General features: G+C 29.2%; 16 protein-coding genes. 11 read left to right on the plus strand and 5 right to left on the minus strand.

Features of this window, described 5'->3' with window-relative positions:
* Positions 1–3 precede the first annotated feature (3 nt).
* Positions 4–675 (minus strand): hypothetical protein, encoded by a 672-nt coding sequence (locus tag EGM88_RS10855; protein ID WP_123898316.1) that lies wholly within the window; start codon positions 673–675, stop codon positions 4–6.
* A gap of 16 nt (positions 676–691) precedes the next feature.
* Positions 692–1,432: an NRDE family protein gene (locus EGM88_RS10860; RefSeq protein ID WP_123898317.1), complete on the minus strand. Its 741-nt coding sequence runs from the start codon at positions 1,430–1,432 to the stop codon at positions 692–694.
* Between the two features lie 325 nt (positions 1,433–1,757).
* Here EGM88_RS10860 and pruA point away from each other — a divergent pair, with 325 nt between their 5' ends.
* From pruA to EGM88_RS10875, 3 genes are all read left to right on the plus strand, one after another.
* Entirely contained in the window at positions 1,758–3,392 is a 1,635-nt protein-coding gene (pruA, locus tag EGM88_RS10865) for an L-glutamate gamma-semialdehyde dehydrogenase (protein WP_123898318.1), read from the plus strand.
* Positions 3,393–3,505: 113 nt separating this feature from the next.
* Complete coding sequence (locus tag EGM88_RS10870; RefSeq protein ID WP_123898319.1) at positions 3,506–4,102, plus strand: DUF502 domain-containing protein; 597 nt, start codon at positions 3,506–3,508, stop codon at positions 4,100–4,102.
* Between the two features lie 101 nt (positions 4,103–4,203).
* Positions 4,204–5,025 (plus strand): hypothetical protein, encoded by an 822-nt coding sequence (locus EGM88_RS10875; RefSeq protein WP_123898320.1) that lies wholly within the window; start codon positions 4,204–4,206, stop codon positions 5,023–5,025.
* A 1-nt stretch (position 5,026) separates the two neighbouring features.
* On the opposite strand, the gene rsmG is transcribed toward EGM88_RS10875, so the two are convergent.
* Positions 5,027–5,656 (minus strand): 16S rRNA (guanine(527)-N(7))-methyltransferase RsmG, encoded by a 630-nt coding sequence (rsmG, locus tag EGM88_RS10880; RefSeq protein ID WP_123898321.1) that lies wholly within the window; start codon positions 5,654–5,656, stop codon positions 5,027–5,029.
* Between the two features lie 115 nt (positions 5,657–5,771).
* On the opposite strand from rsmG, the gene EGM88_RS10885 reads away from it, so the two are divergent.
* From EGM88_RS10885 to murI, 8 genes are all read left to right on the plus strand, one after another.
* Positions 5,772–6,866 carry a fatty acid desaturase family protein gene (locus EGM88_RS10885; protein ID WP_123898322.1) on the plus strand — a complete coding sequence of 365 codons (1,095 nt, stop codon included), beginning with the start codon at positions 5,772–5,774 and terminating at the stop codon, positions 6,864–6,866.
* A gap of 513 nt (positions 6,867–7,379) precedes the next feature.
* Positions 7,380–8,264 (plus strand): NAD kinase, encoded by an 885-nt coding sequence (locus tag EGM88_RS10890; RefSeq protein WP_123898323.1) that lies wholly within the window; start codon positions 7,380–7,382, stop codon positions 8,262–8,264.
* Positions 8,265–8,405: 141 nt separating this feature from the next.
* The gene (gene porG, locus EGM88_RS10895) at positions 8,406–9,080 is read left to right on the plus strand and encodes a type IX secretion system protein PorG (protein ID WP_123898324.1); all 675 of its coding nucleotides are present in this window, start codon (positions 8,406–8,408) and stop codon (positions 9,078–9,080) included.
* 6 nt (positions 9,081–9,086) lie between these two features.
* On the plus strand, positions 9,087–9,839 hold the full coding sequence (locus tag EGM88_RS10900; RefSeq protein WP_123898325.1) for an isoprenyl transferase: 753 nt from the start codon (positions 9,087–9,089) through the stop codon (positions 9,837–9,839).
* The gene (gene bamA, locus EGM88_RS10905; RefSeq protein WP_238988427.1) at positions 9,832–12,426 is read left to right on the plus strand and encodes an outer membrane protein assembly factor BamA; all 2,595 of its coding nucleotides are present in this window, start codon (positions 9,832–9,834) and stop codon (positions 12,424–12,426) included. Before EGM88_RS10900 ends, bamA begins: the two co-directional genes overlap by 8 nt.
* A 65-nt stretch (positions 12,427–12,491) precedes the next feature.
* Positions 12,492–13,295, plus strand: a complete 804-nt coding sequence (locus tag EGM88_RS10910; RefSeq protein ID WP_238988428.1) for an OmpH family outer membrane protein — start codon at positions 12,492–12,494, stop codon at positions 13,293–13,295.
* Between the two features lie 76 nt (positions 13,296–13,371).
* Positions 13,372–13,881 carry an OmpH family outer membrane protein gene (locus tag EGM88_RS10915; protein ID WP_123898326.1) on the plus strand — a complete coding sequence of 170 codons (510 nt, stop codon included), beginning with the start codon at positions 13,372–13,374 and terminating at the stop codon, positions 13,879–13,881.
* 102 nt (positions 13,882–13,983) lie between these two features.
* Positions 13,984–14,775: a glutamate racemase gene (murI, locus tag EGM88_RS10920; RefSeq protein WP_123898327.1), complete on the plus strand. Its 792-nt coding sequence runs from the start codon at positions 13,984–13,986 to the stop codon at positions 14,773–14,775.
* Between the two features lie 329 nt (positions 14,776–15,104).
* On the opposite strand, the gene EGM88_RS10925 is transcribed toward murI, so the two are convergent.
* Together EGM88_RS10925 and EGM88_RS10930 are read right to left on the minus strand one after the other, a co-directional pair.
* Complete coding sequence (locus EGM88_RS10925) at positions 15,105–16,190, minus strand: esterase-like activity of phytase family protein (protein WP_123898328.1); 1,086 nt, start codon at positions 16,188–16,190, stop codon at positions 15,105–15,107.
* Positions 16,187–16,702: a DUF6265 family protein gene (locus tag EGM88_RS10930; protein WP_123898329.1), complete on the minus strand. Its 516-nt coding sequence runs from the start codon at positions 16,700–16,702 to the stop codon at positions 16,187–16,189. The genes EGM88_RS10925 and EGM88_RS10930 overlap by 4 nt, the downstream gene beginning before the upstream one ends.
* Positions 16,703–16,738: the final 36 nt, after the last annotated feature.

Raw genomic sequence — 16,738 nt, forward strand, 5'->3', positions numbered from 1 at the left:
CTTTTATTTTTGTAGTGTTATTTGATTTTTGATTGATTTTTTTTGATTTATAATATCTTGTGCAGATACCTTTAACATTATTGCTTTTTTACTCTTTGAAATTTTAGCGGCATCATTTTTTGCGAAAACAATTGGTTTTGGAAAACGATAAATAGTAGTTATAGAAGCCGTTTTAAAAACTTCTCTATCTTCCATTTTGGTCTTTTTAATTTCATTAGCTAAATCATAATGATAACTTCTAGTAAAAAGTTGCTCAGAGGTATTGTAGCTAAAATGTTTGTGGTTTTTTATTCTCTTAGCCTCTTCTTTTGAACTAAAATTTGAAACTACAGTATTTAAAGCTTCAACATTATTAAAATGACAAGACAGTGTAAAAATATAATTTTCTAAATCTATTGAGTTTGCTACGTTAGAAATTTCCTCTGTACTTTTTACTTTTTTTACAATGTCTGAAAAATGCTTTCTAATTTCTTTCTCTGTAGGTACTTTATAATTATTAACGCTATCTAAAAGCATTAATGAGTTTATTTTTGTTCTACTTCTACTTAAATTTAGCGTTAAAGTGACTTTTCCAGACCCGTCATCATTTAAATTTACTTCTTCAACAATTTCGAAACAACCAGTACAAATCAGTAACAATACAAATACAAAAAGGTAGTTAATTTTTTTTATCATGGTAATCATTAAGTGATTATAACGCGTTTTCGCAGTTCGAATTATTCAATTCAATTAATAATTCAGTTTTTTTCAATGTCCTTACGTCTTCGTATAAAAAATTAATATTGTTTTTTACTCTTTTTACAGAAGTTATACTAACAGTTCCTCCATTTTTTCTATTCATCATTACATCAATATTTGGGTCTCCAACTCCTGCCAAATGATGGAACTCTAAAATACTTTCTTGAGAAATAAGTTGATCATTCTGCCAATTTTTAAACCATTGCCAACGCATTTGCTTTACAGCATCATCATAAAGTGTTGAAGATGACCAAATATAAGGTTCATGCTTCATTTTTTTTAGGTGTTTTTTAGCTCCATCCCAAACGAACTCTAACAGCTCAAAATCGTTAGTATTCCAATCTAAAATTACCAAAGTAAACTGCTCTACTCCTTTTAAATCAACCTCATGCAATCCTTTTTTAATATTGTCAACTTTCAGAAGTTGCTTAACAATTAACCCCCTACTTTTTTTATAACTTGCTAAAGAAGTATGATACACATACCCTCCATTAAGCAAACATATAAGTCTATTTTTAGAACTAATACCAATCCATGACCCTCCAGCTTTTCCATCTTTGGGATACCACATAGATACACCATCTTCAATATACCTCTTTGGAGATAAAGCTTTTTCTCTTGAAAAAGGAATATCTCTGCTTGAAGTAAGAATAAAACCCTCTTTGTTTAAAGGAAGAAAGGTTACAGTACACATTATTTATAGGATTTTTTGTATTCTTATAATTGACAATACAAAGATGAGATAAAATACTTACATAGAAACATACCAAAATCAGTAAAAACAATACCCCTGAAAACTGGGTTTAAATATAATTGCAACTTAATAACGACAACTAATATGAATTTTTCATAACAATCTTTTAAAACAAAAACTATTACACTATTGTTAATTTCTTTGAAGTTAAGAATTAAAAATATGTTATCTACTTATTTTTTATTGATTGAGTGGTACATATTTATAACTTACTATTTGTAACTTTGTAACAAAATTAATTGAATTTCATAAAAATACACAATCTATGGCAAGCGGATTTTATAATATACCCAAAGCAATAAACGAACCTGTAAAAACTTACGCACCTAATAGTCCTGAAAAAAAGAGCCTATTAGATACTTATAAAAAAATGTACTCTGAAAAGGTAGACATTCCTTTTTATATAGGAGGTAAAGAAATCAGAACAGGAACTACAGTTTCTATTCACCCTCCACACGACCATAAACATACCGTTGGAAATTACCATGTTGCTGAAAAAAAACATATTGAAGAAGCTGTTTCAAATGTGTTAGAAGCAAGAAAAAAATGGGCAGCTACACCTTGGCAAGACAGAGCAGCCATCTTTTTAAAAGCTGCAGATTTATTAGCTGGGCCTTACAGAGACAGAATGAATGCAGCAACAATGATTGGACAATCTAAAAATGTAATGCAAGCAGAAATAGATTCAGCTTGTGAACTTATAGATTTCTTTAGATTCAATGTTCAATTTATGACAGAAATTTATGCCAATCAGCCTATTTCTAGCCCAGGTATCTGGAACAGAATGCAATACAGACCTTTAGAAGGGTTTATTTATGCAATTACTCCTTTTAACTTTACCGCAATAGCTGGTAATTTACCTGCATCTCCTGTTATGATGGGTAATGTATGTGTTTGGAAACCTGCTCAAACACAAGTTTATTCTGCTCAAATAATAATGGAATTATTTAAGGAAGCTGGCTTACCAGATGGTGTAATAAATATGGTTACTGGTGACCCTAAAATGATAACTGAAGTGCTATTAGACAACAAACATTTTGCAGGTATTCACTTTACAGGATCTACTGGCGTATTTAATAGTTTTTGGGAACAAATAGGTAAAAATATAAACCAAGGTAAATATGTTTCTTACCCGAGAATTGTAGGTGAAACAGGAGGTAAAGATTTTGTTTGGATGCACCCTTCTGCTGATGCCAAACAAGTAGCAACAGCTTTGTCAAGAGGAGCCTTTGAATATCAAGGTCAAAAATGTTCTGCAGCTTCACGTGCTTACATTCCTAAAAGCAAATGGAATGAAGTTCAAAAATTAGTAAAGGCTGATTTAGCCACAATGAAAATGGGTAGCCCTGAAGATACTTCTAACTTTATCAATGCTGTTATTGACAAAAAAGCTTTTGATAGGGTAACTAGCTATATAGATGCTGTAAAAAGCGATAGTGATGCTGAAATTATTGTTGGTGGAAATTATGATGACTCTGTAGGTTATTTTATAGAGCCTACCGTTATTTTAACCACAAATCCGAAGTACTCAACAATGTGTACTGAATTATTTGGCCCTGTTTTAACAATTTATGTTTACGAAGATGAAGAATGGGAAAAATCATTAACTTTAGTTGATGAAACTTCACAATACGCATTAACAGGAGCCATTTTTAGTGGAGATCGTTATGTTATTGATATCGCTACAAATGCCTTAGAAAATTCAGCAGGTAATTTCTATATTAACGACAAACCTACTGGTGCCGTAGTAGGTCAGCAACCTTTTGGAGGTGCAAGAGCATCTGGAACTAACGATAAAGCGGGTTCTGTGTGGAACTTATTACGTTGGGTAAACAACCGAACTATTAAAGAAACTTTTGTTCCTCCAACAGATTATAGATATCCGTTTTTAGGAGAATAAGTAATTTCATTTTTTATAAAAAAACCACGACAATTGTCGTGGTTTTTTATTGAATATAGGTTAGTATTGGTTATTATTTCTTATTACTTTTACTCCAATAAAACAGAACTACAATGAAAAAACTAGTCAATTATTTTTTACAAGGATTACTATATATTGCACCTTTAGGTATTACTGCATACATAATTTATGCAGTTTTTACTTTTTTAGATGGCTTACTACAAGATTTATTACTTACTTCTTTTGATATTAAAATTCCTGGACTTGGTCTATTAACCCTTATTTTATTTTTAATATTTGTAGGTTTTTTAGGAAGAACCATAATTGCAGATCCATTACGAAAAGTGTTTAAAAACCTTCTTGCTCGTATTCCTCTTCTAAACTTTATTTACTCAGCTTTTAATGATCTTTTCTCGGCTTTTGTAGGAAAAGAAAAGAAATTTAGCCAACCTGTTTTGGTAAAAGTAAATCTCAATTCTGATTTAGAAAAATTAGGTTTTATTACTGAAGAAAATTTAGAATTATTACACCTAAAAGATAAAGTTGCTGTGTATTTTCCTCATTCTTATAATTTTTCAGGAGAATTATTTATTGTACCTAAAGCTAACATAACCCCTATAGATATAAACTCAAGTGATGTAATGAAATTTGTAGTTTCTGCTGGTTTAACAGGATGGAATAAAGAGGAAACTCTTGAGCATGATAAATAACTTAACTCAGAATCATTTAAAGCTATATAAAACATTAAAAATTGATTAAGTAAGAAAAATATCACTATTTACAACTATTAATTATCATTAAAAAGATGGACATGACTTCACAGAAAATAGCAAATGACATAAAAATAGAAGTTAAAAAATCTTATAATTTTTTATATTCATGGGCTAAGAAATATAGTGATAAAGATGTTCGTTCGGCTTTTTTTGAACTTAGCTATATATCATTATATTCTCATTATCGTAATTTTTATACTGGTATAGATTTTAATCAATTTTATGAGCCGTTTAAAGAAATTCCTCATAATAATCATCCTGAACATTTAAATACCATTTTTAAAAACTACTATCATAGTTCTAATTTTATGTTAATGATACGGGTTTATTCTTCTTTTGAATTATCACTTAATTTAATTTGTGACAAATGTCTAAATGAAAAGAACAAAAATGAATTACTCAATATTGATGCGGAAAAATTAAAAAAGGATTTAAAAAATTGCCATTTAATATTGCCTGATAACATTTATAATAAACATAAATTTAAATCACTATCAAGAGTTCCTTTTTTAAGAAAACTTAGACTTTTACTAAAACAACAGGAAAAAGAATTGAGCATTGAACGAAAAGAAATATTAAATTTCTTTGAATGCCTAATGCATTATAGAAATTCAATTCATACTAACTTTGTTTATCAAGGGAACGAAGATAAACATTATGAAATTGAATATAACAATGAAATTATTACATTCAATTTTAAAAATAATGAGATTGTTCAAATGGCTTCAAAAGATGAATGGTTAGGTACAACTCACTTAGTTGGAAAAACAATAAATTATGCAAATTTAATATATGAAAGCTTACAATATCACAATAAAATTATTGACCCAAGCTATGAGATTTTTAAATTTAAAAATTAAACTAAGGCTTATACTTTAATGGCACATGTACTACTTTTTTGGTTTCAAAAAAATCTTCAGAAAAATAATTGGATAAGTTATAAATTGTTGCTTTAGGAAAATTAGTCAACTCTTCGGTTAAATCGCCACCTTTTAGGTATAGAATTCCATTTTTTAGCTCGTGTTTCTGTTTTTTGGCTACTTTTTTACGTGTCCATTTTACAAAATCATTCATATTGGTAACTGCACGACTAATGATAAAATCGAATTCACCCTTAACTTTCTCTACTCTAGTATGCTGAGCTCTTACATTTTTTAATTCCAATGCTTTAGCAACTTCTTCAACAACTTTTATCTTTTTACCTATTGAATCGACCAATAAAAATTGAGTATCAGGAAATAATATGGCCAAAGGAATTCCTGGAAATCCACCTCCCGTTCCAACATCTAATATGTTAGCTTTAGTGTTAAAAGACTGCACTTTGGCAATACCTAAAGAATGTAGTACATGCCTCTCATACAACGTAGAAATATCCTTTCTAGAAATTACATTAATCTGAGCATTCCAAAAAGTATATAATTGTTCTAATTGCTGAAACTGACTTAATTGTTTATCAGATAACTCTTTAAAATATGTTAAAATTACATCCATAAAATTGAATTGCAAAGCTACCATCTTTTGTTAAATATTTGACAAATAAAAAGTAAAAACCTATAGAAAAGCAAAAATTACTTAAATTTGTAAATAATTATAATACTTAATACCTATGTCGAATACGACTGTGAAATACTCCCGAGTAGATTCAGCAAAATTTTTTAGAACTCTAAACAAACGAATTAATAACTATTTTAAAGATAAAAATATTAAAAAAACAGGCAATTGGAAATTGTACATTAAAGCAGTAATAATGTTTGCTTTATTAATAACTCCTTTAGTCTTAGTACTTACCCTTACTATGCCTTGGTGGGCACAAGTTTTATGCATGATACTTGTTGGAATTGGAATGGCTGGTGTTGGCATGAATGTTATGCATGATGCCAATCACGAATCTTTTTCAAGTAAAAAATGGGTAAATAAATTAATGGGAAGTAGCATTTATATACTTGCCGGAAATGACTACAACTGGAAAGTACAACACAATGTACTGCACCATACATACACAAACATTCAAGGACATGATGAAGATATTGATGCAGGTAGAATTATCCGTTTTTCAAAACACGCCAAATGGTCTAAAATTCATCAATACCAAAAATATTATGCCTTTTTCCTTTATGGTTTACTAACTGTAAATTGGGCTATTACCACAGACTTTAAACAAACATACCAATATTTAAAACGCAAATTGTCTTATGGTAAAATGCCTCATCCAGCAACACAATGGACGAAGCTAATTATTGGTAAAATAATTTATTATGCCATTTGGATAGCTCTACCGTTATTTGTTGGTATTGTTTGGTGGAAAGTCTTAATCGGATTTTTTATTATGCACTATACCGCCGGTATTATTTTAAGCGTAATTTTCCAATTAGCTCATGTAATGCCCAATACAGAAATGCCATTACCAGATGAATCTGGAAATATGAAAAATACTTGGGCAATTCATCAATTGCACACTACTTCAAATTTTGCTCCTAAAAATTGGTTAGTTAGATTTTTTACAGGAGGCTTAAATTATCAAGTTGAACACCATTTATTCTCAAATATCAGTCATATTCATTATAAAAAATTAGCTGAAATTGTAAAAAATACAGCTAAAGAGTTTAGTTTACCTTATAATGAATATCAAACTTTTAGAAAAGCGGTGATCGAACATTATAAACAATTAGAGATGTTAGGTAAAAAACCAACAATGGCCTAATAAAATTTGTAACATCTAGCATAAATAGTTAAGTCTATCTAATTTATGCTAGATGTTATTATTATAATACTACTCTTTTTATTTTTATTTCAATTACTTTTGATATAAAGCTCAGATTTCTATCAAAAATACTTCTCAAACTAAATTTCTAAATTTTACATAAACCTTTTATAGTTTTATAACAGTTTTATTATTTTTACTAACAATTAAGTAAATTAACAATTTTGCCAATCCTACTTTTCTATAAATAATTATAATAGTGTAATTTTCTCTATTTGTTTGTACATTTAGGTCTAAAATAAAACACCTCATTTACCGAAATTTAGAATGTATTCAGGTAAGTTTAGCATTTTTGTTTAGATTTGCTCAAACTCTAAGGCAATAGACTTGTTTTAAGTAATTAAAGTTGATTAAAATAAAAATTTAATCTATATTAATAACGCATAAGACAAGTTAACTTTTATTAATTTTTTAGACATACAAAACTTCAATTATTATAATAAAACATACTATATGAAAGTAGGCATTTACGGACAATATTACAAAGGTGAAGCTATTAGCTACATAGAAATACTTTTAAAAACGTTAGCCGAAAAAAATATTGAAGTCTTTATTGAAGAAAATTTTTACGACTTAATAAAAGTTAATAATTTTCCTGAAAAGGAATATCAAACTTTCAGTAGCTATGAAGATTTAGACAATTCTTTTGAAGTAATGTTAACTGTTGGTGGTGATGGTACTTTTTTAAGAGCTGTAACTTATGTGAGGGATTTAGACATACCAATCTTAGGAATAAATATTGGACGTTTAGGATTTTTAGCTACAATTCAAAAAGATAGTATTTCAGAGGCTATCGATTTATTAATAACTAAAAAATACACTATTACAGAACGTACACTATTGGCAGTTACTTCTAATCAAAAAAATGAAGATTTGTCTAAAATAAACTTCGCTTTAAACGAAATTGCGGTAAGTAGAAGAAATACCACATCAATGATTACTGTAGAGTCGTATTTAAATGATGAATATTTAACTTCATATTGGGCAGACGGTTTAATAATAGCAACACCAACCGGATCAACCGGATACTCTTTAAGTTGTGGAGGTCCTGTTATTTCACCAAATGCTAAAAGTCTAGTATTAACCCCAATTGCCCCTCATAATTTAAATGCCAGACCCTTAATTATTTCTGAAAACACAACCATTAAATTAAAAATTATTTCTAGAGAAAAACAAGCTCTATTATCGTTAGACTCTCGTACAACAACAATTAATAGTAATTCTGAAATAAGTGTAAAAAAAGCTGATTTTTCTTTAAAAACCATTCAACTAGACCAGCAAACTTTCTTTAAAACACTTAGAGAAAAACTACTTTGGGGAGAAGACAAACGCAACTAAAAGCTTTAATATTAACATTATTTTGTAAAAACTTAACCATCTTTACAACAATATTTTATCATTAAAACTGTTTATCAAAAAAGGACTTTTTATCCTTTTTAAACCTAATAGAATTAATTATATTTGCAAACATTTTTTAAAATGAGACAAAGGCTTTTAGTTTACATATTTATATTCGTTACTAGTGTTTCTTCTGCTCAACTGTATGAAGCTGGTGCTTTTATTGGAGGTAGTAATTATATTGGAGATATAGGATCTGAGTATTACATTCAACCTAATAGAATTGCAATTGGTGGTATTGCTAAATTCAACTTTACTCCTCGTATTACATTTAGAGCTACTGGTTTATACACTAGACTACATGATGATGATGTTAGAGCCCAAAGCAATTTTAGACAAAATCGTGGTCTTAAATTTAGAAACTCAATTTTAGAAGCCTCATTAGGAGTAGAATTTAGTTTTTTTAAATATAGTTTAAACAAAACGGGTTTCACACAAACTCCATATATTATAGCTCAAATTGGAGCCGTAAACTATTCCTCTGTTAATGATGATGGCAATAAAACAAGAACAACTTCACTTGTTTTACCTGTAGGAATTGGTTATAAAATGAAGCTGATGGAGAATGTAGGCATTGCTTTCGAATCTTCAATAAGATATACTTTCAAGGATAATATTGATGGTAACAATCATAACCTAGTTGGCAATCCTAATCATACTTTTGGAAATCCAAATAGTGATGACTGGTATGTTTTTACAGGCATAACTATAGTTTATGCTTTTGGAAGACCAGGTTGCTATACAGGTGTTTTTTAATATATAATGAATATCATAACTCAAATAAATACTCAAAAAATTCCTAAGCACGTTGCCATAATTATGGATGGGAATGGCCGTTGGGCAAAACAAAAAGGAATGTTAAGAGTGTTTGGTCATCGCAATGGTGTTAAAGCTGTAAAACAAACTGTTGAGGCTGCTGCAGAAATAGGCATTAAAGTTCTTACCTTATATGCCTTTTCTACTGAAAATTGGCAAAGACCACAATCTGAAGTTAAAGCATTAATGAAAATTCTAGTAAGTTCATTAAAAGACGAACTAGAAACTTTTCAAAAAAATGATATTAAGCTTCACTCTATCGGACAAACCGAAAATTTACCAAAAAAAGCTCAAAAAGAACTAAAGGAAGTTATAGAATTGACCAAAAATAATAACAAAATGGTCTTAAATCTTGCTTTAAGTTATGGTTCTAGAGAAGAAATTGTTAACACAATTAGAAATATTTCTAAAAAAGTTGTTAATAAGCAACTTTCAATTGAAGAAATTAACGAAAAAATTATAAATAATCATTTATATACATTTACTTTGCCCGACGTTGATTTTTTGATACGGACTAGTGGTGAAAAACGCATCAGTAACTTTTTATTATGGCAAATTGCCTATGCAGAGCTATACTTTACAGATGTTTTATGGCCCGATTTTAGAAAAGAAGATTTTTTTAAAGCAATTTTAGATTTTCAACAAAGAGAAAGACGCTTCGGAAAAATTAGTGAACAAATTCAAAACAATAATGATTAGAAAACTTAAGGTCAACTTAGTACTCTTAGTATTTATGTTAACAGCATTACTAGTTAATGCTCAAGATACTCCTCCAATAGCAAAATCTAAAGATTCAATAGTTAACCTACCCGTTAGTGATAGTTTAGCTATTAAATCCACTGATACCATACCCACAAAAAAAACATCAATCAATGATGTTAACTTTTCTAAAGTTAATACCTACATTTTAGGAGGTATTTCGGTGAAAGGGAATCAACAATTTTCTGATCAATCTATAACTGTTTTCTCAGAATTATCAGTAGGTCAACCTATAAAAATACCAGGAGATAAATTAACAGCTGCCATTAAAAAACTATGGAACTCAAAACTTTTTAGCAATGTTGATGTTTATGTTACTAAGATTGATGGAAATACAATATATCTAGAATTTGAAGTTACTGAGCTTTCAAAAATAAGTTCTGTTACAGTTGAAGGTGTTAAGAAAAATAAAGGAGAAGAGCTTATTAAAGAAACAGAGTTTAAAAGAGGAGCTATGCTCACAGAAAACTTAGTTACAACCACAAAGAACTATATAAAAAAGAAGTATGTAGATAAAGGATTTTTAAAAACTAAAGTTACTATTAATACCAAAGTAGACACTACAGATAATAATGCCGAAAAAGCATTAATAGTAATTGATAAAGGCGACAAGATAAAAATTAAGAATTTACGTTTCCATGGAAATGAAAAATTTACTAATAAAAAACTAGCTAGTTATCTTAAAAAAACAAAAGAAAAGAGATTCTATCGTTTTTGGAAACCCTCTAAATACATTGAAGAAGAATACAATGCAGATTTAGAAAGATTAGTTGAAAAATATCAAGAAAAAGGGTATCGTGATGCTCAAGTTTTAAAAGATTCTATTTCTTGGAATGATGACAATACTATAAATTTAGATATTACCGTAAACGAAGGTAATAAATACTATTTCGGTGATATAGAATTTTTAGGAAATACCGTTTATTCCGATACCATTTTAAGACAATTTATAGGATTAGAAAAAGGTGACGTTTACAATGGAAAACTTTTAAACGAACGTATTAAAGGTGATGGAACTCCAGACTCTCAAGACATTACCAATTTTTACCTAAATAATGGATATTTATTTTCTAATGTTATTCCCGTTGAAACTAAAGTAGAAAATGACACAATAGATATTCAAATTAGAATTAGAGAAGATGAGCCTGCTACTATCAGAAAAATTACCTTAGTGGGTAACGAAGTAACTAACGATCATGTATTACTAAGAGAAATGCGTACCATGCCTGGTCAATTATTTAGTAGAGAAGATATTATAAGAACTATTAGAGAAGTTGGACAATTGCCTTATATTGACCCTGAAAGTATTACTCCTGATGTTAAACCAAATTACTTAGATAAAACCGTTGATATTGAATATAGCGTTGTAGAAAAAGGAGCTAGTCAAATAGAATTACAAGGTGGTTTTGGAGGTAGCACATTTATAGGTACATTAGGGCTTTCATTTAGTAACTTTTCCATTCAAAATATATTTAACGGTAGTGAATACAAGCCAGTTCCTAGAGGTGATGGTCAAAGTGTAGCTCTTAGAGCTCAAGCTAGCCGTTTTTCAAACTCTTATAGCTTATCCTTTACAGAACCATGGTTTGGTGGAAAAAAACCCAAATCACTTTCTTTCTCTATATATAGTTCTAGTCAATTTAGTTATAATTATGCTACTGGAGATGTTGATAAAGATCAGAAATTAAATATTATTGGAGCCAGCTTAGCCTTAAGTCAACGATTAAAATGGCCTGATGACTATTTTACACTCTCTACTTCTATTAGTTACCAACGTTATAATTTAGACAATTTCTTCTTAGGTACTTTTGGTTTTAACAATGGTGTTTCAAATAACTTATCTTTAGGTGTTAATTTTAGTAGAAGTTCTGCAGGTTACAATCCGATATTTCCAACATTGGGTTCTACATTTACTATTGGTGCCAAACTAACGCCACCTTATTCTTTATTTGATAATGATAAAGATTATGATAACATGACTTCCGCTGAAAGATTTAAATTACTAGAATATTATAAATTAACTTTTGGTGGTAAATGGTATAGTAAAATTATGGGTAAACCTCAACACGAACTTGTTTTAATGTCTAATGTTGAATTTGGTTTCTTAGGAGCCTATAATAATGATTTAGGGGTTTCACCTTTTGAACGTTTCTATTTAGGTGGAGACGGATTATCTTCTGGATATTTTGATGGACGAACCACTGTTGGTTTACGTGGGTATGAAAACAATAGTTTATCTTCTAACTTAGGTAGTACTATTTATAATAAATTCTCTTTAGAACTTCGTTACCCAATAACGTTAAAACCTACAGCTTCAATTTACGTGTTAGGCTTTTTAGAAGGAGGTAAAGCTTACGATGATTTTGACAACTTTGCTCCTTTTGACTTAAAACGTTCAGCAGGAGTTGGTATTAGAATACATATGCCTGCCTTTGGATTGCTAGGGATAGACTTTGCAAAAGGTTTCGATACCGATTTAGTAACACCAGGACAATCTGTTCATTTTATTATAGGTCAACAATTCTAATCAAAATTAGTACATTTGCATAATATTTTACTTTGGCACGGTTTTTTCTAAATACACATTGCACTATGATACGTAAAATAACTTTTATACTGACGTTATTAGTTAGTACTACACTTGTAGCTCAAAAGCCACAAAAGATAGCGTATATTGATATGCAATATATTTTAGACAATGTACCTGAATATGTAGAAGCCGAGGCTCGGCTAAAAGCAAAAGTAATAACGTGGCAACAAAAATTAGATGCAATAAAAAGTGAAATTGAAGTTTTAAAAACTGATTTAAGTAATGAAAAAGCATTGCTAACTGATGACCTAATAAAAGAAAAAGAAGAAGATATAGAAATAAAAGAACTAGATTTAAAAAATTTACAAGCTGCATATTTTGGTCCTAATGGAGATATGTTTTTTTTACGTCAACAATTAGTAAAACCTGTACAAGATCAAATATATAATGCTGTTCAAGAAATAGCAGTAGCTAAAAAATATGATATTGTTTTTGATAAGTCGAGTGACTTAATAATGCTTTACTCTAATGGTCAATATGACATCAGTGAGTTAGTATTAAGTAAAATAGTTAAAGGCCGAAAAATAAAGGCTATTGAAGAAAAAAAAGAAGAGCGAATTCAAGCTCAAGAAGAAGCTAAAATAAAGGCTCAAACAAAAGCTGAAGCAAAGCAAGCTAAAAATGAAGCTTTAAGAGAAAGAATTAGATTGCAAAACGAAGCCAGAGCTAAAAAAAGGCAAGAAGCTATTAAAGCAAAACAAGAGCTTCGTAAACAACGATTAGAGGAAATAGATAGAATAAAGGCTGAAAAAGCAGGAAAAGTGCAACAAGAACAAGATACAACGAAGACAGATTCGTCAAAATAAGAGGAAAAAATTCCTCATAACATGAAAAAAAAAGTAATAAATACCAATAAACAATAATTAATAAATTAATAAACAAATGAAACTATTTAAAAATCTACTATTAGCGAGTGTACTACTATTTGGAGCTATGACGGTGAATGCACAGTCAAAAGTAGCACATATTAATACCGATGAATTGGTTGCGTCAATGCCAGAAACTATTCAAATGCAAGAAGAACTTAAAAAAGTAGTTCAAGCATATGATGCTGATTTTAAAGAACAAGCCAATGCTTATCAAACTAAAGCTCAAAAATACGAACAAGAGGGTCCTACTCAAACAGATGCAGAAAACCAAAAAAGAGGTTTAGAGCTACAAGAATTACAACGTAAATTACAAATGTATCAACAAACAGCTCGTGAGGAAATACAAAAAAAAGAGTTTGATTTGTATAAACCAATAGCTGAAAAAGCTCAAAAAGCAATAGACGATGTTGCTGCTGAAAAAGGAATAGAATATGTTTTTGATTCTACTCCAGGTAAAGGTTTAGTTGTTTTTAAAGGTATGGACCTTATGGATGCAGTAAAAGCTAAATTAGGTATAAAATAAGATTTCAATTTTATATATTAAAATAAAAAAATCTCGTTAATAGCGAGATTTTTTTATTTTAAGTAACTAAAGGATAATAATCTATTCTCTTATATTTGTAATATGATTTCGAGCAATCCAATTGGTGTTTTTGATTCTGGTATTGGTGGTATTTCTATATGGAAAGAACTAATAAATCACCTTCCTAATGAAAACACTATTTATCTTGCTGATAGTAAAAATGCACCTTATGGAGATAGATCCAAACAAGAAATAATTGATTTATGTGTAAAAAACACAGAGTTACTTTTAAAAAAAAATTGTAAAATAATTGTTGTAGCTTGTAATACTGCAACTACAAATGCAATAGATTTTTTAAGAGCAACTTACAAGGTTCCTTTTATTGGAATTGAACCCGCAATTAAACCTGCAGCATTACAAACTAAATCTAACGCTATTGGAATTTTAGCAACTAAAGGAACATTAACAAGTGAATTGTTTCACAGTACTTCAAAAAAATTTACAGCCGGTATTACAGTTATTGAAAAGGTAGGCGAAGGTCTTGTTCCATTAATTGAAAGTGATAAAATAGAGAGTATAGAAATGGAACAGCTTCTCAAAAAATTATTACATCCTATGCTTGAAAAAAAAATTGACTATTTGGTATTAGGTTGTAGCCACTACCCTTTTTTAATTCCTCAAATAAAAAAAATAGTTGGAGAAGGTATAAAAATAATAGATTCTGGAGAAGCGGTGGCAAAACAAACTAAAGCAATTCTATTAAAGAATAATTTATTAAATACTTGCACCACAACTTCTGCTCATTATTTATATAGTAATGCAAACATTACTACATTAACACATCTTGTGAAAAATATTTCTAAATCAGCGAAAATTGCCTATTTAGATTTTTAACTAGTATATGATAAAAAATAAAAGCCGCACCTAGGTGCGGCTTTAAATTTTTGGGGATATAATTTTTGTCGCTAAACACTTATGAAAACACCCAAAAAAGAAAAGGACAAATCCTTCTCGTAGTAGACTGCTAAGATATAAATAAATTTTCAGTTTTTCAAAAAAAATTATCAAAAAAACAGAACAGTCACATCAGTAAAATGACGTGACTGTTTTATTTTTAGAGCATTTACACATACTAATCACTTATATATAATAACTCTAAAAAGAGAAAAGGATGAAAAATGTGGGGAGAATCCTTTTCTAAGAAGGAACTAAGTTACAAATTGTTACTTATAATCTAAAATTTCTAATAATATAAATTGGTTAAATTGTTGCCCTAATTTGTTAAAATTATTATCTGCCACTAAAAGTAAAGTTCTATTACCGTTTGATAATGTTGGCCCAAAGGTTAGTCCTTCAATATTGTCTATCACTTGATTTGAAAGTTGACTTCTAACACTTTCAAAATCGAATAGAAGTTCTTTATGAGCCGGTTCAAAATCAGTATCAATAAGACCATCCATGCTTAAAGTATTACTAGCATTAGTAGCATCAACATCGAACAATTTAATAGTATTACCTTGCAACCCCAATCCAGAAGAATAGCTTCTTTCAATTACAATAAATTTATCTTTGTCATATTCTAATAAATCTGACAACCCATTTACTGCAAAGTTCTCTTTCGGAATTTTGTCAATCTTATCTAATAAATAAGCAAATTGTTTTGTAGGTTTTTGTGTAGCAGCATCAATATTAGTAATTCTTATAGGCGATTTTGTTTCTACCACTTTAGGTTCGGGCCCATCTGCCTCTAAAGGCAATTCCATAGCAATCCAGTATCCCTTTTTATCATTACTAATAGTTAATCCTTCTAACGTACCGTTATTTCTAGGTTTTTGTTTACTGGTTGCTTTTAAAGAAGTTGGTATATCATAAAAATGATCTATAATCCCTTGCTGATTTACACTAAAAAAAGAGGGATCCTTTTTATAATTAATGCTTCCTTCACTTGTAATTAGAACATTATTTCTTTTTACATCAAATCTAATAGCTTCAACATCCAAATAGTGAGAACTATCATTAAATTTAACCACCGATGTGAATAGTATGGTATCAATTTTTGATTTATTAATTTTTATTTCTGCTTTATAATATCTAGGATTTTTAGCATCATCACAAATTAAATAATAGGTATTATTAGCGTAATCTATCCCAGATAACCCTCCTACCAATGTTTCATCTACCAAAATATTTTCTGGAATAATATACTCATCTAAATACTTAAGTTGTAATTTATCTTGAGAGGTTCCTTTTAAGGTTTTACAACTTAAAATAGTTACTAAAAAAAGTACTAAAATTATTATGTTCTTCATTTATTACTTCTTTTAAAATAAAAGTCAATTTTCTTATATTCACTATCAATTTTTCCTTCTATCCAAGCATGAATAGAATCTTTTACAGGATTTGTATAAGAAATTTTATTAGGAAAATCGTGGAGTTCATTTACAAAAGTAAATGTATCCTTTTTCTGAAGATTTAGATCAAAAATAACTGGTTTTTGATTACTTTCTTTAGGGCCACTTACAATTAAAACTACCTTATCTAAATCTTGTTGAATAGTCATGTATTCTTGAAAAACAGTATCCTTCAAAACTGTAGTATAGCTATAAGCTGTTAAAATACTGTCGTTCACTTTTGTCCAAGTTTCATAAGATTGTTGCTCTTCAGTAATATTAGTCCATTTGCCGACTAACCATTGTAATTGTTTTATTTGAGAGTAACTTTTTTTATTGGTTTTTGTTAGTACCTCCTCTGATTTAAATTCTTTGTTTTTACAAGAGTTAAATAGTATAAGAATACTAAAAAGTAAAACAATTTTATTCATATAATACGATTATAAGTAATTAATTATGGAAATAAA

It is taken from the genome of Aureibaculum marinum, assembly GCF_003813905.1.
Lineage (GTDB): Bacteria > Bacteroidota > Bacteroidia > Flavobacteriales > Flavobacteriaceae > Aureibaculum > Aureibaculum marinum.